Here is an 18747-nt window from a genome sequence, read left to right as displayed (position 1 = left end):
AAGTTAAAGCTGAGGAACTAAAAATCCCAATACTCACCGCATCTGGATAACGTTCATCTACCAAGTATTTCCTCTGTTCGGCCAATCAATACTAGTACGTTGCTCAGTCACTGCAAGCTGCCTCCTTTTAAGGACATGAATAAGTTACTAACTCCCTTTTTGGCTCAATTTTTGCTCAGAGGTGCGTTCATTCTTAGCCGGCATCATTGGACAAATTAGGCTGAATTTATCTCTCCCATTATCCGTGATTATGGCTTTGACAGACCATTACTTCGATTGACCTGAATTGGGACAATTTAGATAAATGCACAATTAAAGCTTTTTGTCAAGAAAATAACATTAAACTTATTATTGATACCTGCCATCCTCACGCCCAAATTATCTGGCAATTAGGGATTAATTACGCTACCCTAACTAATATCCCCTATCTGCACCCTATCAAAAAATCAGTCTTGAGCTAGATAGTTTAGAAACCCTCCAAGATATCGCCCCCCTGTTCATCCGTCTGCTACCTGTTGTAAACTCGTTAGAGACAGCCTGAGAAGCAGCATTGACCAGCAATCAAATTATTGCCCTCCGTCCCCCATTTGCCTCGATTTAGAACTGGCTTTTGCCCGTACCCACCCTAATTATCCCAAAAAACTAGCAATTTTAACGATATTATCGATTTTTTCTGGAATATTATGACTGAAACTATCACTACCACCATTAGCGATCGCATCTGTAAACACATGAACAAAGATCACGGTGATGCCGTGCTTTTCTACGCTCAAGTTTACGGTAATATCACCGATGCAGAAACTGCTCAAATGCTCTCCATCGATCCCCAAGGCATGGATTTAGCCGTAGAAAAATTAGGGGAGAGTCAAACAATTAGAATACCTTTTGAGCGCACCCTAGAATCAGCCAAGGATGCCCATAATATCCTCGTTGAGATGCTAAAAGTTAATCAAACCCCCCCTTGACAAAGCCCGATTTTGCCCCTATCACCGAAAAAGATCAACCTAGAGAATTAGCCCATGAATCAGGTTAATAGTACGGGAATAAAAATACCCAAATCTGGCTGGCACTTACTGCCTTTTTTAGTCTTGGGTATGCTAGTTTTTGCTTTTAATTCCTCCCTAGAATTAAATTATCTAGTCAAGGGTTATATTACTCTCTTGGAATTACAGGCAGGCATCGTGGTTTTATACTTTCTTTTGGCTAAATTAGGGAAATCTCAAAAATTATGAGAAATAGAACTATAGCGGCTTTACTAGCCTTTTTTCTCGGTTATCTTGGCATCCATAAGTTTTATCTAGGGGAAAATTTGGCAGGTATTTTTTATCTACTTTTCTTCTGGACTTTTATCCCCGGCATCATTGCTTTTTTTGAATTTATTGGTTTAATCATCATGTCAGATCAAGCTTTTGATGCTAAATATAATCCTAACTATCTCCCCAGCAGTAGAGAGCGAGGACTGCCAGAATCAGCCCAGCAAAAAACCGCTACTTTACTCCAGCTTAAAAAACTTTACGATCAGGGAATTATTACTGCTGAAGAATACGAAGAAAAACGCAGAAAATATTTAGATTCTCTTTAAAAAAATATGTCTAATCTCTCTCCTCGCCCTCCCGAATCTTCCGAGTGGATCTGGCTATCTTTAGTCCCAGTTTTTGGTGGGCTTGCCATTGCTAATGCTGGCAAGAAAACTAATAACCAAAGTTGGTTATCCGTCGGCATTGCCTTGACAGTTATCTCCTTTATTTTCCTTACACAAGAGTCTTTTATCGTCATTTGGTTTGCCCAAATCGGCCTGGGTTTATACATCCGTCAACAGCTTAATTCCCATCCAATAGCTTCGGCAAATAGAACCGATTCTAGACAGTCATCCTCTCCTCTCGAAAAAATTGATATTAACAGCTGTTCCACCAACGATCTGGTTCATAAATTAGGGTTGCCGATTGTCTATGCCAATGATATCGTTTCTGTCCGTAATGAAGGACATATTTTTACCCATTTAGAAGAATTACACTTCCTGGCTGGTTTACCGGAAAATTATCTCAAAAAATTGGAACCTTTGATTATCTTTGCCTACGATATTCGCCAAGAAGTTGACGTTTCTTGGCGTTGTTTAAACTACTACTCCGTTGCGGAATTAGTCAATCTCGGTCTTGACTTTTCCGTGGCTGATAAAATTGTCGCCGAAAGAGAAAAAAACGGTGTCTATCGTTCGGCGATCGAAGTGAGAAACCGGACAGGTATTCCCTTAAAATCCTATCAGCAATTGCTCTAATTAGCTTGATTCTAGTTATGGCTTGAATTGCTTTTCTATCAAAGACAGGATCCAACTTCTGGGCAAAAAACGGGGCAGATTGACGATAATTTTATTAGCCAATTTACCGGCTACCACGTTGGGGCGTTTGTTTGCCAAGGCGGTTAAAGCCTCTTGTACCACCACTTCTGCCGAATCTAACCGGCCGTTTTTGCCCATAAAGGCACTGGGAAATCGGGCCACCTCAAAAAAATTCGATTCCGTCGGACCGGGGCAAAGAGCAAGGATTTTAACGCCTTTGTCTTTATTTTCTGCCCAGAGAGACTCGCTAAAACTGAGGACAAAAGCTTTTGTCGCCGCATAGACGGAAAGATAGGGCAGCGGTTGAAACCCGGCAATGGAAGCAACATTGATAATTGCCCCCCCAGTGCCGGCAAGCATCGGACGGAGAAAATAGTGGCTTAATTCCACCAATACCAGATTATTTAACTGGATCATTTCTAACTGTCGGGCTAAATCCTGCTCGCTAAAAGCACCATAATCACCAAAACCGGCATTATTGACCAGTAAATCAACGTTGATTCCTTTTTGGTTCACCGTATCATATACTAGCTTTCCCGCCCCAGCAACGGTCAGATCTTGAACGATAACTGTCACTTTTACCCCGTATTGTTCCCCCAATTCCGCTGCTAATTGTTCTAGTTTATCCCTAGATCTAGCGACTAAAATTAGCTCCATTTGCCGTTGGGCAAGTTGACGGGCAAAGACGACACCGATACCAGTGGAAGCACCGGTAATGAGGGCTGTTTTCATAGAAGATCAATCAAAAATAGCTTTTTTGCTGGAATTGTACCACAATTACCCATCCATTTACAGTTCTTAACTTGGCGGGGAAGGCATTTTTTCAACTCAGAATATATGTTAGGCTAGAAATAGAACAAAGGTCGAGGAAGGTGCAGAAATGACAGTTATAAGCTTCACTGATCAAGATATTGCCAAATATACCGCCGCTGATATTGCTTCTTTAGCCGAACGACTAGAAAAAGATGAGTATAGCAACCCCTTCGAGGCTTTGCGGGATTGGCACCTGTTGCGGGCGATCGCTTTTCAAAGACAGGAATTAGCGGAATCTTATCTTTATCTGTTGGATCTAGAGGCCTACGATGAGGCTTAAAGTGGCTTCGTTAAACAAAACTTAACACAAATTACTGGGGGTGTGAGACTAGCACACCCATTATTTTTGTTTATGGTATTCTCTGGCTGAAAAAAGCCTCTAGCTTTTTGCCTCTTCTTTCCCTACTATCAATAACAAAGTATTTTTAGGCGATCGACTAAATTATGGGCAAACAATACAACGTTTATGGGATCGGTAACGCGCTCGTTGATATGGAATTTCAAGTCTCTCCTGAATTACTGCAAGAATTAGGCATCGATAAAGGAGTGATGACGCTGGTGGACGAAAATCGTCAAACCCAGTTGATGGAAAAATTGGCTCTTGATTGTAAACGCAGCGGTGGCGGATCGGCGGCGAATACCCTAGTAGCGATCGCTCAGTTGGGGGGTAGAGGTTTCTATTCCTGTAAAGTGGGTAATGACGAATTAGGTAAGTTTTATCTGCAAGATCTGCGGGCCTGTGGTTTGCATACCAATGAACACGGCGGCGAAAAAGAGGTGGGAATCACGGGAAAATGTCTAGTGTTCGTCACTCCCGATGCCGATCGCACCATGAATACTTTTCTCGGCATCACCGGGGAAATTTCCGAACGAGAATTAGTCCCTTCAGCGATCGCTAATGCCGATTATCTCTATCTCGAAGGTTATCTCGTCACCTCTCCCACTGCCAAAGCTGCCGCTATTAAAGGGCGAGAAATTGCTCAGGCTGCTGGAGTTAAAACCGCTTTATCCCTGTCGGATCCCAATATGGCGATCTTCTTCCGGGAGGGATTACTGGAAATGATCGGAACCGGGTTAGATTTCGTTTTCGCTAATGAGTCGGAAGCTTTGACTATTTCTGGCAGCGAGGAAATTGAGTCAGCGATCGCCTATTTTAAAACCATTGCCAAAGGATTCGCTATCACCCGGGGTGCCAGTGGTTCTTTGATCTATGATGGCGAAAATCTCTTGGAAATTGACCCCCATCCCGTACAGGCGATCGATACCGTCGGTGCGGGGGATATGTATGCAGGTGCGTTTCTCTACGGTATTACCCACGGTATGGGTTACAAAGGAGCGGGAAATCTCGCTTCTCTAGCGGCTGCCCGGGTGGTTTCTACTTTTGGGGCGCGTTTACAAACCGAGGAAATTCAATCCCTGCGCGATTCGAGCGTTTTGGGATAGGTTTTGTCGGTGATCAGCTTTCAGTCAGTAGTCAGGTTTTTTCTCTCTGCTCCCTGCTCATAGTCTTAACCAGTAATTTAGATAGGGTTTGCTGAATAAATTTGAAATGTAGGCAAAGTAAGGGTTTTGGGGCTTTTCTCGCTCCCACAGGTGCAAGATTTTGAGAGAATCGTCGTTCAAAACCTTGCGTCTTCATCGGCCCGCGTCCTGTAGGGGCGAAGCATTCGGACAATAACCTATCGGTGAAAACGTAGATTTTCTATCCGAATGCTTCGCCCGTACTTATTCAGCAAACCCTAGATAGTCAGACTAAATCCTGTTTAAAAGGTATAGGAGAGTGGGGAGAAGGGAGCGGGTTTTTAAAGTTGGATTGGGAGTTAATCATACTATTAAAAACCGATTCAGTATAACGGTAAAGTTAGACCTTCTTCACCGATAACTTTGGCTGAGTCACAGCGCTTCAATCGTAACGCGCCCACCTTCCACTGCCTCAATCTGAAGTTTAAAGCCATACAAAAGATCCATCCCCACACATCATAAGGGCTTTCTCTGGCTGCGACTGCCAAAACGGAAGACGGCTCTATGTCCAATCCGAATCACCCAAGGTTGAGCATCAGGGACACGCTCCTAGAGATGATCGGTAGCAGTAATCGTATCGTCGGCAAGCTCAAACGCTCCAGTTTCGATGTCGATCGCCACAATTCTCCCCTGATTTCCCTCCTCTACCTGAGAACGTACCTGAGATTCATAAATCTCATTACCACGTCGAGCGAATTCTTCTTTGCTGTAGCGGGGTTGTCGAACTGTCATTGAAGCGACCCTGTGGCAACTTTTGCCCTCTATTTTAACCTAAACATCGGGAATCTTCGCTAACATTCCCCAACTAGGCCCACAAGAGCGGCATCGCACTTAAACCCACAGCTTCAATCAATGGGCATGGTGCGTTCCCCAAAAATCGATCGCTGGAGCAGTAGCACTTGCATTAGGGAACGCACCCTACAAGATACGCGATCGCACTTGCATTAGGGAACGCACCCTACAAGATCGGCGATCGCGCTACAAGAGAAAATCTAAGCACCGCCCAACATGCTCATAGTAATCCAGGTACTCCTCCTTTGTGACTTCCCAAGCAATACTTTCATCAGAACCAGGATGTGAAACACGATTAGAGTTTCTACGATCAAATAGGTTTCTGACTTTTATACATACCTCATGCTGGATACCCTTTGATTGCAAGAACTTAACTACATCGTTGACATCATAATTTTTCTTGTTTGCTTGTTCCTGTTTTATACAAACGGCATGAATTTCATTAACTAAATGATTAAGTGCAACGGAATAAGATGCGCTTTTCTCACTTAAAACTCGTAGCTTTGTCTGTTCAAGAACATCAGGCATCTCAGACAACTTTTTCATGTGCATACAGGCAAGATTATAGTATCCAGGCTGATGACAATTTAACTTGCAATCAAGGAAAATACCAATAATGTTACTCATGTGAAAGTTTTGCTTCAGCTTCTCTAATAGTTTTGTATCAGCAAATTTAGTCTGACACAAGAACTTGATAATTAAGTCGGCATCCCCTGTAGTGATAATTGTCTTATCTAAACAAAACTTCCTAAAATTATTAGTTGCAGTCGTATCTTTAAGTAGAATGATTAATATTTCAAGGGGCTGTACTTTAACTAAATTAAAATCAAAATCATTAAAAATTTTCTCTATTTTTTCCTTGTTTTCTGGTTTATCAAGGATCTGCTCAACACTTTTGTCAAATACTTCTTGAAGAATTTCCTCTTGTACTGAATCACCTCTCACAAAATAGTCTTCTACTCTGGAGTTTTTAATTTTCCTTAACTCTTCAAATATTTCTTCTAGTTTATCTTGAGGAGTTTTAGTAGGGGGTTCGGATTCCTCCTCTTCTTCCTCCTCGTCTTCTTGAATAGCACGAAAATATTCATCACTGGGAGATGACTTTCTAATATTTTTCAATAGCTCCTCTTTTTCTTCTTCTTGAGATAGTCTGTAAAGCCGTGTTTTCAGATTAAGCTTGAGACCAAGCTGACTATATAGAACCTCGGCGATTTGAGAAGCAATTGAATGAACGAACAAACCCTGATCCTTTTGATCAATAATATCTTTGAATGTTATAGAGATATAAATGTCATCGGTGTATCTAATAATCTTATGCGAGTCAACAACATGTTTGTAGCTATTCAGTACATCGTCAATGAATAGATCACCAAAAACTAAATACAAGTATCCAAGGAAACTTGAAATAATATTGTTGTCTCCTTGAGGTATGCCAGACTTACCATTCGAGATGAATTGAAATAAGCAAATAATTTGCTCCCTTGTAAACATGTCATAAGCCAAATTAGCCTGAACACTTGGCTTGATAAAACGGCTGAGAAGGCTTAACAATGTTGATATTGATAACTCATTAAAATAATTTTCAATATCAAGCTTTAATATTACTTTGCTTGCGTTGTCTAACTTAGTTTCTTCTTTAATTTTTAACTTAAACTGCTCGTGAAAACTACGATAATATACATTCTTTGGATTGATTTGGAGCTTGTTGGATTTGTAGGTGAGGTTGCCACCATAAAAAGCTTCAATGCTATCAATCTTTTTATATGTTTCAATTAAGAATTCTTGCGATAACTTAAGCAAATAAAGCCCGATGGAATAGTATACAGTTCTCATTGGGTAGGTAAAAAATTTATAATCTCTTAGCCCTAGCCCTGGTTTAGGAATGACGTAGGAGAGAACAGAAAACTCTTTCTTTAAACCATAAAAGAGGCTACTGGATATTTTTATATTGAAATAGTCTTGTGTTGGATGGTTGAGGCAATTTATATCTAGCCTCTCATAATAAAACATACTGAGAGTATTAAAGTGCCTATTGTTCATCTTCTGCTTAATCTGAAAATTAAGAAGATCCAGTGCATCTTGCCATAGGTCGAAGTTTATGAAATACCCAAGTTGGGTTCTGCCACTTTTGGTCATTGCTCAATTTCAACAGAAGCCTTGTTTTAATCTAGAGCGCCCATGAAGTAAGCCCTTCCTTCACATGCTGATAATCTTTTGGGCCTGCTCCCTAAGGGCTATGCGGCATAACGGCTAAGTTGAGCGGCGGCTAATATCCTTTGCACCACTATCAATATCTCTCGCTCGTCCGCTCCAACGTGTTGTTAGACCGTGTTTTCGAGATAAGGTAACAACTTCTCTGCCACTTTCAGCTTGTTGCTTTTGCAAATCAGCAAAGATGGCTTTCAAGTCATGATTGAATGACCGAGAGTACTCTTCACGAATTTTGTGGATCTCTTCCACAATCTCATCCTGAAACATAATCAACCTCCGAGAAGTTCATAGGGTGTACAAAGAATTGGCAACTCGTAGCCAAAATCAAGGCTGATCTCTGCCAACTTTCCTTGAATTTGAGCATTGGCGATGTGCTTGCAATTCCAGGTGAGCAGGTAATCCATGCCGTGAACGGTTGCGGCGGCGATATGAACAGCATCAATATCAGCTTTTGCGGGAAGGTTGCTGCGTTCCGGGGATTGCTCTGCTAAATCTAGCACAGCTTGGTTCAAGTCGAGTAAAGATAGATTAGCAAGGATTTCTAGTCATAGACGGTTTCGCTCACGGCAATCTAGAAAATCTATCCAATGCCTATCCTACCGCATTTAATCTTGGTTCTGAGGGTGTTGGGTAATAGTCGTCAACCCAACCTTGTACGTGAAATATTCTTGTCAGCATAAAGTTGCCGCAGAAAGCGGTAGTCCCTGATCAAGCAACAGCTTCATAGCGATTAGGAAGTTCAATGATGCGATCATCCAAGTAGGAAGAGGCAAAAATTAGGGCTTGTCGAATATCTTCATCCTCCAGTTCCGGAAACTCTTGATGTAATTCTGCTCGATCGGGATAAGTTGCCAGTAGCTCAATCACTCGACGAACCGTAAGGCGAAGATTACGAATGCAGGGTTGCCCATTCATACGGTTTGGATGGCTCGTAATACGATCTAGTTTCATTAGAGTAATTCTATCGCTTCATGATCATTTTAACCTTTAGCGGGGTAAGCAATGCCTGAAAGACATCCCCCACATATCCATTCTCTGTCATCAGATAAACCGTCACCGATACCATCCTTATATCACGTCCAAAAGCGTGTTAGCCAGATTAGCCCACAGCACACTTAAACCCACAGCTTCAATCAATGAGCATGGTGCGTTCCCCAAAATCGATCAGTGGAGCAGTAGAAGTTGCATTAGGGAACGCACCCTACAAGATCGGCGATCTGCTATGCAGTGCCTTCGGCATCGCACTACAAGATCGGCGATCACACTGCTAGTAACCTCGATAATCACAATGGCAGCTTTCGGCAGTCCGCTCCAGCCGAATTGTTAGCCTGGGTGATGGGCAACTTTTAATTCTCGTTTTGCACGCCGAATACACCACCTAGCTGGTCGAACCTTGCTGCTGTCACGCAATTCCTTAAGGCGAATCTCAAGTTCACTGAACCTGTTTTTTAGCTCACTTTCATCTGCTGTCTTAGCTGCTTGATAGCCTTCTACTAAGCTTTGTAATGCTTTTATTAATCGGCGGCATTCGGCTTGATGATCATCACACTTAAAACCTGTATGGATTCCTGTAAGAATTGCAGCTACTAGAGATAAGCTGCCGCTAACTAGCTCCCAAGTGACACCCCAAAACTTAGATTGACCGAGAAGTGTAAATCCTGCTATGAGCGGTAACACGATCCCACACCCTCTAGAAAAAGCTCCAAAAGGCTCCAATACCCCAAGCCAAATCTCAAAAGCTCTTTGTTCTACTTTGAGTTCATACTCACGTTGGCTAAACAAGTCTAAAACTCGCTCAATTTGTTCGTGGTTCATCAACTTCCGTAATCCAAAAATAGAGTTTTGTGTTTGCCCGAAAATTTAGACCGTTAACATTTTACCAGTACAACGTATGGACGGGGTGCTGATTGAGCCTGAACCTGATTTACAGATAATTTACCTATTCCTAGTGGATTGATGACTAGGAGCAAACTTAGTAGAAATGCACTGAGAGAGAATAGAGGATTACGGCGAGTTTTCATGAGAGTGAGCTTGTAGGGCTGTAATTTCTTCGTCTAAAGATAAGCACCCTGTAAAAGATTTCATCCATATGTAAGTAATTTCCGGACAAACGCCAAAAGGTGAACTTGTGGCTGCTGTCTCAACCAAGGTCTAGCGGGCTAACTACATATTACACGGAAACTTTCTGCATAAAACTCTCCATAGTAACGATATGGGTCAACTTTCGGTATATCATTCCATTTAAGAGCGATCGCCAGAACTTTTCCCTATATCAACCCCAAAAGCGTGTTAGCCAGATTAGCATATTGCCAAAAACCTTGTTTAACTAAATTTCTGACAATTAGGCTCATTCTAGCGATGATTCTTCGATCTGACCGCACCCATTGACAAAAATTTACAATTATTCGACCTTTAGCGATCGCTATCGGGGGATAGTTGTTTTTTGTTACAGCAGTGGGGAGAAGGGAGCGGGTTTTTCAAGTTGAATTGGCAGTTAATCATGCTATTAAAAACCGATTCAGTATAAAGACCCCGTTATGCCGTGTCCCTACAGATAGACTTCAATGGCTCTAGCATTCGGCGCGTCACGGAATAAAAATGCGTCTTGCGCCTCGATAGGTATCAATATCAAGCACAATTTCAACAAGACTTTCAACACACCGACCTCGATATTCGGAATCATTCAAAAGCCGATCAGCATTGCTAACGGTGATCACAGGCAATGACTCTGAGGTATTTTCTTCACGCATGACCTGCTCTAGGGAATCTTTCCCTTCCATACTGCGATTAGCGGTAAGCAAAATCATCTGATTCTCTTGAGCAAGTCGCCAAACCGTCCTGTCATCACTGTTGATCGACAAATCCATCTCTGCAAAGGTGACGAACTGCATCGGGACGATATCAAGCCAGCCCTGAGTTGCGATCGCACCCAAGAAAACCAAGGCATGACCTTTGAGATTGTGATCAATCAAAAAAATCATACTTTCGACTCACGCTTTGCCTTAGCCACTCGAAGCTTTTCCCAAGCAGCCTCGGAGCCTGGCTTAGGTGGTTGCGCAGCAATACGGGCAACTCGCTCACGATTTTGCTCTTCGTAATACTGTCGGAGTTCTTCAGCTTCTTTGAGAACTTGCTGGTACTCAGCTTCCACATCCGCACGATGAGCCTCAATATAAGCCAGGGCAGTGTTAATTTGCTCTTCCGTCAGATCAAATAATCCCTGAATGAACTTAGGTGGATATTGAGCAGTCACATAATCCATCACATCGTAGAGGGTGATGCGGGTTCCTGCGATTGTCAGTCCTCGCTCTGTACGAATGATAGCGGTTTTTCCATTAGATGCGAGCGTCATAGCTATAGTCTCAGTCTTTCACCATCTCATTCCATATTACCGCATGAAAAAGCAAGGTGAGCAAACGCCCACCCTGACTACTAATTCGCAAGCTCTTTAATCCTCAACCCAGACTTTCAAAATGTATTTCAGCCTCGTTCCTGCATCTAGCCAGTAGTGAACTCCAATATCTGGCAATTCAGTATCATTTGTGTGAGCATCACCAGGCCCCGTACTACACGATCGGCGATCAAATTTAGACCACAGCTTCAATCAATGGGCATGGTGCGTTCCCCAAAATCGATCGCTGGAGCAGTAGAAGTTGCATTAGGCAACGCACCCTACCAGATCGGCGATCTGCTATGCAGTGCCTTCGGCATCGCACTGACAATTAGGCTAATTCTAGCGATGATTCTTCGATCTGACCGCACCCCTTGACAACAATTTATAATTATTCGACCTTTAGCGATCGCTATCGGGGGATAGTTGTTTTTTGTTACAGCAGTATGGAGCAGTCTAACTGATGGCTATATTTCCAGATTATCGCCCGCAGGAAACCAATCTTCATCGAGAATTTGTTCAAGGGAACCAATGGGAATAACGGGGAAAGTATCGAGGGGTAATTGAGAGCGGTCACTGGCATTTTTTCGGGCTGAAAGATAACATTCATCAAAAATTTCCAAAAGATAAGGTTTCAGACTAGGACTATCTTTAAGTTCATCTAATATATCGAGACGAAAAGTTCTAATCTCTCCCTTCCAGTGACCTTCGTTTCTCTCTCTTTCTGCCGCCCAATATTTGAGCTTAAGTAAATGTTCTAATAATCGGGTTAACAGACTTTTAATTGTGCGCTTTTCACTCCTTCCCATACTTGCTAACTCCTCTAGTAAATTCTCTAAATCTACCCGCTCAAACTGTCTCGCTTGCAGTTGATTAATAGTAGTTCTAATCCAGAGATAAAAGTCTTCTTCGTACAGGGTTTTATTATCCATAATTTACCTCTATATATTACTCGTGGTCATTAGTGGGAAACCAATCTTCATCGAGAATTTGTTCAAGGGAACCAATGGGAATAGCGGGGAAAGTATCGAGGGGTAATTGAGTTCTAACTTGAGCCTCTTTTCTAGCAAATTGATAGCATTCCTCAAAGATTTCGAGAATATAAGGTTTCAGACTAGGGCTATCTTTAATTTCTTCGATTATTTGTCGGCGAAAGTTGATAATTTCCCCTTTCCAGTGACCCTCATTTCTAGATTTTTCTCCTGTCCAGTAAGTTAGTTTCAGCAAATGTACCAGTAATTGAATCAAAAGATTTTCGATTTTGCGCTTTTCACTCCTTCCCATACTTGCTAATTCCTCCAGTAAATTCTCTAAATCTACCCGCTCAAACTGTCTCGCTTGCAGTTGATTAATAGTAGTTCTAATCCAGAGATAAAAGTCTTGTTCGTACAGGGTTTTATTATCCATAATTGACCTCTATATATTACTCATGGTTATTAGTGGGAAACCAATCTTCATCGAGAATTTGTTCAAGGGAACCAAGGGGAATAGCGGGGAAAGTATCGAGGGGTAATTGAGAGCGATCACTAGCATCTTTTCTAGCAAATTGATAGCATTCCTCAAAGATTTCCAAAAGATAGGGTTTGAGACTAGGGCTATCTTTAACTTCTTTGATTATTTGTCGGCGAAAGTTTCTAATTTCCCCTTTCCAGTGACCCTCATTTCTAGCTTTTTCTCCTGTCCAGTAAGTTAGTTTCAGCAAATGTACCAGTAATTGAATCAAAAGATTTTCGATTTTGCGCTTTTCACTCCTTCCCATACTTGCTAACTCCTCCAGTAAATTATCTAAATCTACCCGCTCAAACTGTCTGGCTTGCAGTTGATTAATAGTAGTTCTAATCCAGAGATAAAAGTCTTGTTCGTACAGAGTTTTATTTTCCATAAATACTCACTTAAACTAAATAAAACGGGGATAATCATAAAACTTAACTATACAAACTAGCCACATATTCACCATAGCCATTATAGGGCAGAGTTTCGATAATTTCCCAAGATAAATCACTTCTACTGCCGATAAATTTCTCCGTTGCTTGCGACCAACGGGGATGGGGTTTACTGGGGTTCACATTAGCCTCAAAATCGTATTCGTGAGCGTCAATTGTGTTCCAGTAGGTGGCTGGTTGTTTGGCGGTAAATTCAATTTTTACTATTGATTTTGCCCCTTTAAAACCGTATTTCCAAGGAATAACCATTCGCAAGGGTGCGCCGTGTTGTTTGGGTAAATCATGCCCGAAAATTCCCAGGGCAAAGAAAGCTAATTCATTGGCCATTTCTTCAATTCTTAAACCTTCTGTATAAGGCCAAGGTAAGGCTCCTAAATGTAATCCTGGCCCTTTGGTAATTTCGGGATCATAAAAGGAGGTAAAACGGACGAATTTTGCTTCGGGTTTTGGTTCCACTGCCGCAATTAAAGCACTCATGGGAAACCCCAACCAAGGTAACACCATTGACCAAGCTTCCACACAACGAAAACGATAGATTCTTTCTTCGAGAGGAAAGGTTTTTTTAATAGTATCTATATCGTAGGTTTGGGGATTTTTTACCAATCCTCCCACTTCTACCGTCCAGGGATTCGTCGGTAGTTTCTGCGCTTTTAACCAGATATTTTTCCCCCCTCCGAACTCATAAAAATTGTTATATTTCCCGGCTACAGTTTCGGCAGCTATGGGGCGATTTACCGTTAAAAACTGCGGATTCTTGCTGAACCCTTCAATTTTAGGTAATTGCAAACTTTTTTCTAAAGCTTCCGAGGAGGAGGATTTACCACAAGCAGTTAATAATAGGGAACTCCCCGCAATTCCTGTCCCGATTAACCCCTGTAAAAAGCGACGACGGTTAAAATAAACACTTTCGGAAGTAACTTCATTTTCGGAAATTTGCCAGGATTTAGCTAAACGAATTAAGACCATAATTATCCCCAATTTTATTGACAAAAAAACAGAGTTATGATATGGGATACCACAACTCTGATTGTACAATAGTTTGTCAGTTTTTTTAAGAAATTTCGGCGAGCATCGGGGCCGTCACCAGAGGTTCCCGTCGTCCTTTTAAGACCATGGGAACTCCTCGCGAGGGAGCAAGGGTTAAACCGCGGCGGCTGGGTTTTTCGGGGGTATTATTAACTAGAGTTAACTGATAATTGGCCAAAATTGTGGCGATAGCGATTTTCATCTCGTAGATAGCTAAAACTTCCCCGATACAACGACGCGCTCCACCACCAAAAGGCATATATTCGTAGGGGGTGAATTGTTTTTCTAAAAAGCGTTCTGGTTTAAAAGTATGGGAATCGGGGAAAGTTTGCTCGCGGTGGTGGGACAGATAAATACAACCCATAAGAATTGTCCCTTTTTCTAAAGGATAACCATCTAGTTCTACCGGTTCTTGCACTACTCGCGGAAAAGTTAACATTCCCACGGGATGAATGCGTAAAGTTTCCGAACAAACCGCCGAAAGATAGGGTAATCGAGTTATATCAATGGGGTTAGGATTATCTCCTAAAGTGGCTATTTCTTGCAGAATTTTTGCTTTAATTTCTGGATAGCGATGGGTCCAGTAGAGCGCCCAAGACATAGCAGTGGCTGTGGTTTCATGACCGGCGAATAATAAGGTCATTAATTCATCGCGCAATTCCTTATCGCTCATCGGGTTGCCTTCTTCATCCCGGGCCGACATCAGTAGTGATAAAATATCGGTACGATTGGGGTTAGGATTAGCTTTTCTTTCGGCAATTTCTGTATAGATAATATCATCAATTTTTTCTTGGTAACGCTGGTATTTTCCCCAGGGACTCCAAGCACCCAAATCAGCCCGCAAAATTGGGAAAAATAACAAAGAAGCCATCACTGGAGAGTTAAAAATATCGAGCATTTCAGCCAGAATTTTTTTCAGGGTTTGATAACGTTCCCCTTGACTAATTCCAAAAACTGCCTCCATAATTACTTGTAAAGCAATCGCTGTGGTGGCTGAACGGGCCTTAAAAGGTTGATTTTCGGGCAATTCTGCCATTACTCTCAGGGTAATATCGCGGATTAAATCGCCGTAAAAACGCATTCTCTCCCCGTGAAAAGGTGGCAATAAAAGCTGACGGCGTTTTTTGTGGATGTCTCCGTCTAACATGACGACGGAATAATCACCAATAATCGGGGCAATAATCCGATTTGCTTCCCCCGGTGCCGAAAATTGTTTACGGTCATTAGTTAAAATTTGTTGTAGGGCCGAAGGACTACTGACAAAGATAAAATTATCTACAGTTAAACCCACTTTTGTGCTAAAAATATCGCCATGCTTGCGGGCGGCATTTTCCATAAAAGCTACGGGATTAATGATCCATTGTGCCATTTGCACGAAGGTGGGGGCCTTGACCTTGGGGAGGATTTTCATAGATTAATTGCTATATCCAATGCTAATTATTTCTAATTGTGACATTTTTTCCCCAGAGACGGCAAGGTGTAATAAGCTGCCCGCGCATTTAAATTGCTTATTGAGATGAGGCAAGAGGCACTCTTGCAAGGGGCAAGAGGCAAAAGTAAAGGGATTAGGGGAGATTTAGCTAATCTAAGGATAGGCAGTTAAGATACCTCTTAGCTTATCAAGTAAACAGCAAAATTTACCGGGCTGTTGCTTGTCCTATCTTCTCCCAGAGAGGGGGATTTTCTGGGAATTTTCAGGATTGGCTTTCTGGTCTAAACAATGATAACTACGGTAGAATAGCCCCTAGTTCTATTTAATTCGCTTTTATAGTTTAATCTCTCTTTTATTCTCTTTTTAGGGACTTGTGATGATTATTTCCCAGTCCAGCAACTGGAAAAAGCTGGTTATTTGCCGTTATTTGCCGCTGCTAATCGCCTTTAGCGGCACTTTTCTCCTGACTACTTCCCCCGCTTTTGCCCTCGAATCCAGTGCCTCCACCGGTTTTAATCCTCAAACTATTCTTTTCCATGCCTTAACTTGGGTGGATAGTTTGGGGTCTGTGGGAGCGATCGCGTTTATAATTATCTATATTCTAGCTACTGTGGCCTTTTTTCCAGGTTCAATCCTGACTTTAGGGGCTGGTGTGGTTTTTGGCTTGGTTTTAGGCTCTTTTTACGTCTTTATCGGGGCAACTATCGGCGCTGCTGCCGCTTTTCTGGTGGGACGTTATCTGGCTAGGGGTTGGGTGGTGGAAAAAATTCAAGGTAATAGTAAATTTCAAGCTATCGATGAAGCTGTGGGAAAAGAAGGCCTAAAAATAGTGCTTTTAACCCGTTTATCTCCCATATTTCCTTTTAATCTGCTCAATTATGCCTATGGTGTCACCGGGGTTTCCCTGAAAGATTATCTACTAGGTTCCGCAGGCATGATTCCGGGGACGATAATGTATGTCTATATTGGCTCTTTAGCGGGCAGTCTTGCCACTATCGGCACCTCAACACCAGCCACTAACCCAACTTTACAATGGACTATTCGCCTGATCGGTTTTATCGCTACCGTTGCCGTCACCCTCTACGTCACAAAAATTGCCCGTCACGCCCTGGCATCAGTTATCAATGAATAGTCATCAGTTATCAGCCAGGGGTGTGGGGGAATGGGGAAGTGGGGGAATGGGGAAGTGGGGTGTGGGGTGTGGGGTGATGGGAAGTGGGGTGTGGGGAGTTTTCTCAGTTAACTGATAACTGATAACTGATAACTGATAACTGATAACTGATAACTGATAACTGATAACTGATAACTGATAACTGATAACTGACTCCTCAAAACCCAAGACTCTGCACCTCACAACTATGGGAATTGCTATAACTGCTTTAATAAACCTCTTGCATAATTAATTTTTCAGGGTTCAAAAACGGCAAAAATAAGAATTAAATTGCATAAAATCTGTAAATAGACCATTTAACTGATTATTATTCATTCTTAATTCTCCTGACTACTGACTACTGGCTACTGACTCCTAACCCTAACAACAATTTTTGATTTTTACAAGAGGTCTAATATGTTTCAAAATAGCTCCAGTGAAGTTAATATTCTCCCGGTGGACGAACATAATCAAAAATTAGTTAATCATGTTCATCCTGCCGATTGGGTCAATCCCCAACCCCAAGATTGTTATGATTTAGTCGTCATCGGTGCGGGTACTGCGGGTTTAGTTGTAGCGGCGGGGGCGGCGGGTTTAGATATAGGTTTAAAAGTGGCTTTAGTGGAAAAACACTTAATGGGGGGAGATTGCCTCAATTTCGGTTGTATTCCTTCTAAATGTTTGATTCGTTCCTCTAGAATTATCGGGGAAATTGAGAAAGCCAAAAAATTAGGAATTAATATTGGGGATACTAGGGTAGATTTTGCCAGAGTCATGACCAGAATGCGGCAAATTCGCGCCGATATTAGCCCTCATGATTCGGTGCAACGTTTCCAAAAACTAGGTATCGATGTTTTCTTGGGTAGCGCTCGTTTTTTAGGACAAAATGCTGTGGAAGTCGCGGGAAAAACCCTCGCTTATAAAAAAGCCGTCATTGCCACTGGTGCTGGGGCCTTTCATCCCGATATCCCCGGACTAAAAGAAGCGGGATTTTATACCAATGAAACAATTTTTTCCCTAACAGAATTGCCTCCCCGATTAGCTGTTATCGGTGGCGGGCCGATTGGTTGTGAATTAGCCCAAGCTTTTCAACGGTTAGGCGCGCAGGTGATTTTATTTCATAATCATTCCCATCTTTTGAATAAAGAAGACCAAGAAGCAGCCGAAATTATTGAGAATACTTTCCTGCGGGAAGGAATGCAGTTAATTCTCTCCTGCCAAATTGAACGGGTGACAAAAAATGAGCAGGGTAAAACCATTGAATATACTAGCAACGGTCAAGGAGCAACTATCACCGTTGACGAGATTTTAGTCGGTGCTGGCCGGGAGCCTAATGTGTCAGGATTAAATTTAGAAGCGGTAGCCGTGGAATACGATACTCGTCGGGGAGTCAAAGTTAATGATTATCTGCAAACTACTAACCCGAAAATTTATGCGGCCGGTGATATCTGTATGGATTGGAAATTTACCCATGCTGCCGATGCAGCCGCCCGTATTGTGATTAAAAATACTCTTTTTTCTCCCTTCGGTTTCGGACGCTATAAGCTCAGTAATTTAGTTATGCCTTGGGTCACTTATACCGACCCAGAAATCGCCCATGTGGGCATGGATGAAACCCAAGCACAGACCCGGGGATTGGTCACTAATACTATTAAAATTCCTTTGAGTATAGTCGATCGAGCTATCGCTGATGGGGAAACAGCAGGTTTTTTAAAAATTATTCACAAACAAGGTTCCGACCAAATTTTAGGAGCCACTATCGTCGCCACCCACGCCGGTGAGATGATTTCCGAAATTACCACCGCTATGGTTGCTAAAATCGGACTGAGTAAACTGTCTATGGTTATTCATCCCTATCCCACCCAAGCGGAAGCGATTAAAAAGGCCGCCGATGCCTATCGCCGAACTCTCTTGACTCCTAATAGTCAAAAATTCTTGGAATTGTTGGCTAAATTATCGGGTTAAAATCAATGATTGCCACCGGAGAACTGCGGCAGAACTTTGAACAATTCTGGTGGGAATTATAGTCATTTCAATTAAGATTGAGAATATCAATGCCAGAGTTCATAAGGGGTTCACCGGTCTAGAGTGTATCAGACTTATCTGAAATGACTATATAATCGCCATCTCCGA

Annotated in this window: 22 protein-coding genes and 2 pseudogenes; 10 read left to right on the top strand and 14 right to left on the bottom strand. The window is 42.2% G+C overall.

The features are described from left to right. Positions 1 to 266 precede the first annotated feature (266 nt). The 5 genes from H6F92_RS15255 (at position 267) to H6F92_RS15235 (ending at position 2275) form a co-directional block, all read left to right on the top strand. A complete protein-coding gene (locus H6F92_RS15255) occupies positions 267 to 461 on the top strand; it encodes a precorrin-6A/cobalt-precorrin-6A reductase (RefSeq protein WP_322874228.1) in 195 nt (64 codons plus the stop codon). A 222-nt stretch (positions 462 to 683) separates the two neighbouring features. Further along, entirely contained in the window at positions 684 to 965 is a 282-nt protein-coding gene (locus H6F92_RS15250) for a DUF2470 domain-containing protein (protein ID WP_190358581.1), read from the top strand. Positions 966 to 1019: 54 nt separating this feature from the next. Next, the gene (locus H6F92_RS15245; RefSeq protein ID WP_190358580.1) at positions 1020 to 1232 is read left to right on the top strand and encodes a hypothetical protein; all 213 of its coding nucleotides are present in this window, start codon (positions 1020 to 1022) and stop codon (positions 1230 to 1232) included. Beyond that, positions 1229 to 1582, top strand: a complete 354-nt coding sequence (locus H6F92_RS15240; RefSeq protein WP_045357333.1) for an NINE protein — start codon at positions 1229 to 1231, stop codon at positions 1580 to 1582. The genes H6F92_RS15245 and H6F92_RS15240 overlap by 4 nt, the downstream gene beginning before the upstream one ends. A gap of 6 nt (positions 1583 to 1588) precedes the next feature. Continuing rightward, on the top strand, positions 1589 to 2275 hold the full coding sequence (locus tag H6F92_RS15235; RefSeq protein ID WP_190358579.1) for a helix-hairpin-helix domain-containing protein: 687 nt from the start codon (positions 1589 to 1591) through the stop codon (positions 2273 to 2275). 15 nt (positions 2276 to 2290) lie between these two features. Here H6F92_RS15235 and H6F92_RS15230 read toward each other — a convergent pair whose 3' ends face one another. Continuing rightward, the gene (locus H6F92_RS15230) at positions 2291 to 3067 is read right to left on the bottom strand and encodes an SDR family NAD(P)-dependent oxidoreductase (RefSeq protein WP_190358578.1); all 777 of its coding nucleotides are present in this window, start codon (positions 3065 to 3067) and stop codon (positions 2291 to 2293) included. A gap of 148 nt (positions 3068 to 3215) precedes the next feature. Between H6F92_RS15230 and isiD the strand changes: the two genes are divergently transcribed. Beyond that, complete coding sequence (isiD, locus tag H6F92_RS15225) at positions 3216 to 3428, top strand: protein IsiD (RefSeq protein WP_002796844.1); 213 nt, start codon at positions 3216 to 3218, stop codon at positions 3426 to 3428. 164 nt (positions 3429 to 3592) lie between these two features. After that, positions 3593 to 4591 (top strand): adenosine kinase, encoded by a 999-nt coding sequence (locus tag H6F92_RS15220; RefSeq protein WP_190358577.1) that lies wholly within the window; start codon positions 3593 to 3595, stop codon positions 4589 to 4591. A 534-nt stretch (positions 4592 to 5125) separates the two neighbouring features. Here the strand turns inward: H6F92_RS15220 and H6F92_RS15215 are convergent. The 8 genes and pseudogenes from H6F92_RS15215 to H6F92_RS15180 form a co-directional block, all read right to left on the bottom strand. Continuing rightward, a pseudogene (locus H6F92_RS15215) lies at positions 5126 to 5401 on the bottom strand (hypothetical protein). A 246-nt stretch (positions 5402 to 5647) separates the two neighbouring features. Next, entirely contained in the window at positions 5648 to 7597 is a 1950-nt protein-coding gene (locus H6F92_RS15210; RefSeq protein ID WP_190358576.1) for an AbiA family abortive infection protein, read from the bottom strand. A 114-nt stretch (positions 7598 to 7711) separates the two neighbouring features. Beyond that, positions 7712 to 7939: a hypothetical protein gene (locus H6F92_RS15205; protein WP_016516182.1), complete on the bottom strand. Its 228-nt coding sequence runs from the start codon at positions 7937 to 7939 to the stop codon at positions 7712 to 7714. Between the two features lie 2 nt (positions 7940 to 7941). Beyond that, positions 7942 to 8217 (bottom strand): annotated as a pseudogene (locus H6F92_RS15200) (PIN domain-containing protein); the annotation flags it as partial. 163 nt (positions 8218 to 8380) lie between these two features. Next, positions 8381 to 8623, bottom strand: a complete 243-nt coding sequence (locus H6F92_RS15195; protein ID WP_002790012.1) for a DUF433 domain-containing protein — start codon at positions 8621 to 8623, stop codon at positions 8381 to 8383. A gap of 372 nt (positions 8624 to 8995) precedes the next feature. Then, positions 8996 to 9487, bottom strand: coding sequence for a hypothetical protein (locus tag H6F92_RS15190; RefSeq protein WP_004158426.1), 492 nt, complete (start codon positions 9485 to 9487; stop codon positions 8996 to 8998). Between the two features lie 770 nt (positions 9488 to 10257). Next, a complete protein-coding gene (locus H6F92_RS15185) occupies positions 10258 to 10653 on the bottom strand; it encodes a DUF5615 family PIN-like protein (RefSeq protein ID WP_190358575.1) in 396 nt (131 codons plus the stop codon). Continuing rightward, positions 10650 to 11024 (bottom strand): DUF433 domain-containing protein, encoded by a 375-nt coding sequence (locus H6F92_RS15180; protein ID WP_002784772.1) that lies wholly within the window; start codon positions 11022 to 11024, stop codon positions 10650 to 10652. The genes H6F92_RS15185 and H6F92_RS15180 overlap by 4 nt, the downstream gene beginning before the upstream one ends. Before the next feature lie 261 nt (positions 11025 to 11285). Here H6F92_RS15180 and H6F92_RS15175 point away from each other — a divergent pair, with 261 nt between their 5' ends. Then, entirely contained in the window at positions 11286 to 11441 is a 156-nt protein-coding gene (locus tag H6F92_RS15175) for a hypothetical protein (protein WP_190358630.1), read from the top strand. An 89-nt stretch (positions 11442 to 11530) separates the two neighbouring features. Here the strand turns inward: H6F92_RS15175 and H6F92_RS15170 are convergent, their stop codons facing one another. The 5 genes from H6F92_RS15170 to H6F92_RS15150 all read right to left on the bottom strand — a co-directional run bounded on the left by H6F92_RS15170 (position 11531) and on the right by H6F92_RS15150 (position 15443). Then, entirely contained in the window at positions 11531 to 11995 is a 465-nt protein-coding gene (locus H6F92_RS15170; protein WP_002796831.1) for a DUF29 domain-containing protein, read from the bottom strand. 16 nt (positions 11996 to 12011) lie between these two features. Further along, on the bottom strand, positions 12012 to 12470 hold the full coding sequence (locus H6F92_RS15165; RefSeq protein ID WP_190358574.1) for a DUF29 domain-containing protein: 459 nt from the start codon (positions 12468 to 12470) through the stop codon (positions 12012 to 12014). 16 nt (positions 12471 to 12486) lie between these two features. Then, positions 12487 to 12945, bottom strand: coding sequence for a DUF29 domain-containing protein (locus H6F92_RS15160; RefSeq protein WP_002758350.1), 459 nt, complete (start codon positions 12943 to 12945; stop codon positions 12487 to 12489). A 43-nt stretch (positions 12946 to 12988) separates the two neighbouring features. Further along, positions 12989 to 13972 (bottom strand): protein-methionine-sulfoxide reductase catalytic subunit MsrP, encoded by a 984-nt coding sequence (gene msrP / locus H6F92_RS15155; RefSeq protein ID WP_190358573.1) that lies wholly within the window; start codon positions 13970 to 13972, stop codon positions 12989 to 12991. 85 nt (positions 13973 to 14057) lie between these two features. Next, positions 14058 to 15443 (bottom strand): cytochrome P450, encoded by a 1386-nt coding sequence (locus tag H6F92_RS15150; RefSeq protein WP_190358572.1) that lies wholly within the window; start codon positions 15441 to 15443, stop codon positions 14058 to 14060. Between the two features lie 397 nt (positions 15444 to 15840). Here H6F92_RS15150 and H6F92_RS15145 point away from each other — a divergent pair, with 397 nt between their 5' ends. Both H6F92_RS15145 and H6F92_RS15140 read left to right on the top strand, forming a co-directional pair. After that, a complete protein-coding gene (locus H6F92_RS15145) occupies positions 15841 to 16596 on the top strand; it encodes a TVP38/TMEM64 family protein (protein WP_190358571.1) in 756 nt (251 codons plus the stop codon). Positions 16597 to 17031: 435 nt separating this feature from the next. After that, complete coding sequence (locus H6F92_RS15140) at positions 17032 to 18579, top strand: mercuric reductase (protein ID WP_190358570.1); 1548 nt, start codon at positions 17032 to 17034, stop codon at positions 18577 to 18579. Positions 18580 to 18747 lie beyond the last annotated feature (168 nt).

Origin of the sequence: Microcystis wesenbergii FACHB-1317, assembly GCF_014696875.1 — a bacterium.
Lineage (GTDB): Bacteria > Cyanobacteriota > Cyanobacteriia > Cyanobacteriales > Microcystaceae > Microcystis > Microcystis wesenbergii_A.
The sequence above is the reverse complement of the archived record's forward strand: the minus strand, read 5'-3'. Positions and strand labels throughout refer to the sequence as shown.

Bases quoted from the DNA above. Each gene is read 5' to 3' on its own strand.
- H6F92_RS15140 (WP_190358570.1), top strand. From the start codon at position 17,032: ATGTTTCAAAATAGCTCCAGTGAAGTTAATATTCTCCCGGTGGACGAA.
- H6F92_RS15210 (WP_190358576.1), bottom strand. From the start codon at position 7,597: ATGACCAAAAGTGGCAGAACCCAACTTGGGTATTTCATAAACTTCGAC.
- H6F92_RS15245 (WP_190358580.1), top strand. From the start codon at position 1,020: ATGAATCAGGTTAATAGTACGGGAATAAAAATACCCAAATCTGGCTGG.
- H6F92_RS15185 (WP_190358575.1), bottom strand. From the start codon at position 10,653: ATGATTTTTTTGATTGATCACAATCTCAAAGGTCATGCCTTGGTTTTC.
- H6F92_RS15230 (WP_190358578.1), bottom strand. From the start codon at position 3,067: ATGAAAACAGCCCTCATTACCGGTGCTTCCACTGGTATCGGTGTCGTC.
- H6F92_RS15240 (WP_045357333.1), top strand. From the start codon at position 1,229: ATGAGAAATAGAACTATAGCGGCTTTACTAGCCTTTTTTCTCGGTTAT.
- H6F92_RS15165 (WP_190358574.1), bottom strand. From the start codon at position 12,470: ATGGATAATAAAACCCTGTACGAACAAGACTTTTATCTCTGGATTAGA.
- H6F92_RS15190 (WP_004158426.1), bottom strand. From the start codon at position 9,487: ATGAACCACGAACAAATTGAGCGAGTTTTAGACTTGTTTAGCCAACGT.
- H6F92_RS15195 (WP_002790012.1), bottom strand. From the start codon at position 8,623: ATGAAACTAGATCGTATTACGAGCCATCCAAACCGTATGAATGGGCAA.
- isiD (WP_002796844.1), top strand. From the start codon at position 3,216: ATGACAGTTATAAGCTTCACTGATCAAGATATTGCCAAATATACCGCC.
- H6F92_RS15235 (WP_190358579.1), top strand. From the start codon at position 1,589: ATGTCTAATCTCTCTCCTCGCCCTCCCGAATCTTCCGAGTGGATCTGG.
- H6F92_RS15175 (WP_190358630.1), top strand. From the start codon at position 11,286: ATGGTGCGTTCCCCAAAATCGATCGCTGGAGCAGTAGAAGTTGCATTA.
- H6F92_RS15205 (WP_016516182.1), bottom strand. From the start codon at position 7,939: ATGTTTCAGGATGAGATTGTGGAAGAGATCCACAAAATTCGTGAAGAG.
- H6F92_RS15250 (WP_190358581.1), top strand. From the start codon at position 684: ATGACTGAAACTATCACTACCACCATTAGCGATCGCATCTGTAAACAC.
- H6F92_RS15170 (WP_002796831.1), bottom strand. From the start codon at position 11,995: ATGGATAATAAAACCCTGTACGAAGAAGACTTTTATCTCTGGATTAGA.
- H6F92_RS15160 (WP_002758350.1), bottom strand. From the start codon at position 12,945: ATGGAAAATAAAACTCTGTACGAACAAGACTTTTATCTCTGGATTAGA.
- H6F92_RS15180 (WP_002784772.1), bottom strand. From the start codon at position 11,024: ATGACGCTCGCATCTAATGGAAAAACCGCTATCATTCGTACAGAGCGA.
- H6F92_RS15145 (WP_190358571.1), top strand. From the start codon at position 15,841: ATGATTATTTCCCAGTCCAGCAACTGGAAAAAGCTGGTTATTTGCCGT.
- msrP (WP_190358573.1), bottom strand. From the start codon at position 13,972: ATGGTCTTAATTCGTTTAGCTAAATCCTGGCAAATTTCCGAAAATGAA.
- H6F92_RS15150 (WP_190358572.1), bottom strand. From the start codon at position 15,443: ATGAAAATCCTCCCCAAGGTCAAGGCCCCCACCTTCGTGCAAATGGCA.
- H6F92_RS15220 (WP_190358577.1), top strand. From the start codon at position 3,593: ATGGGCAAACAATACAACGTTTATGGGATCGGTAACGCGCTCGTTGAT.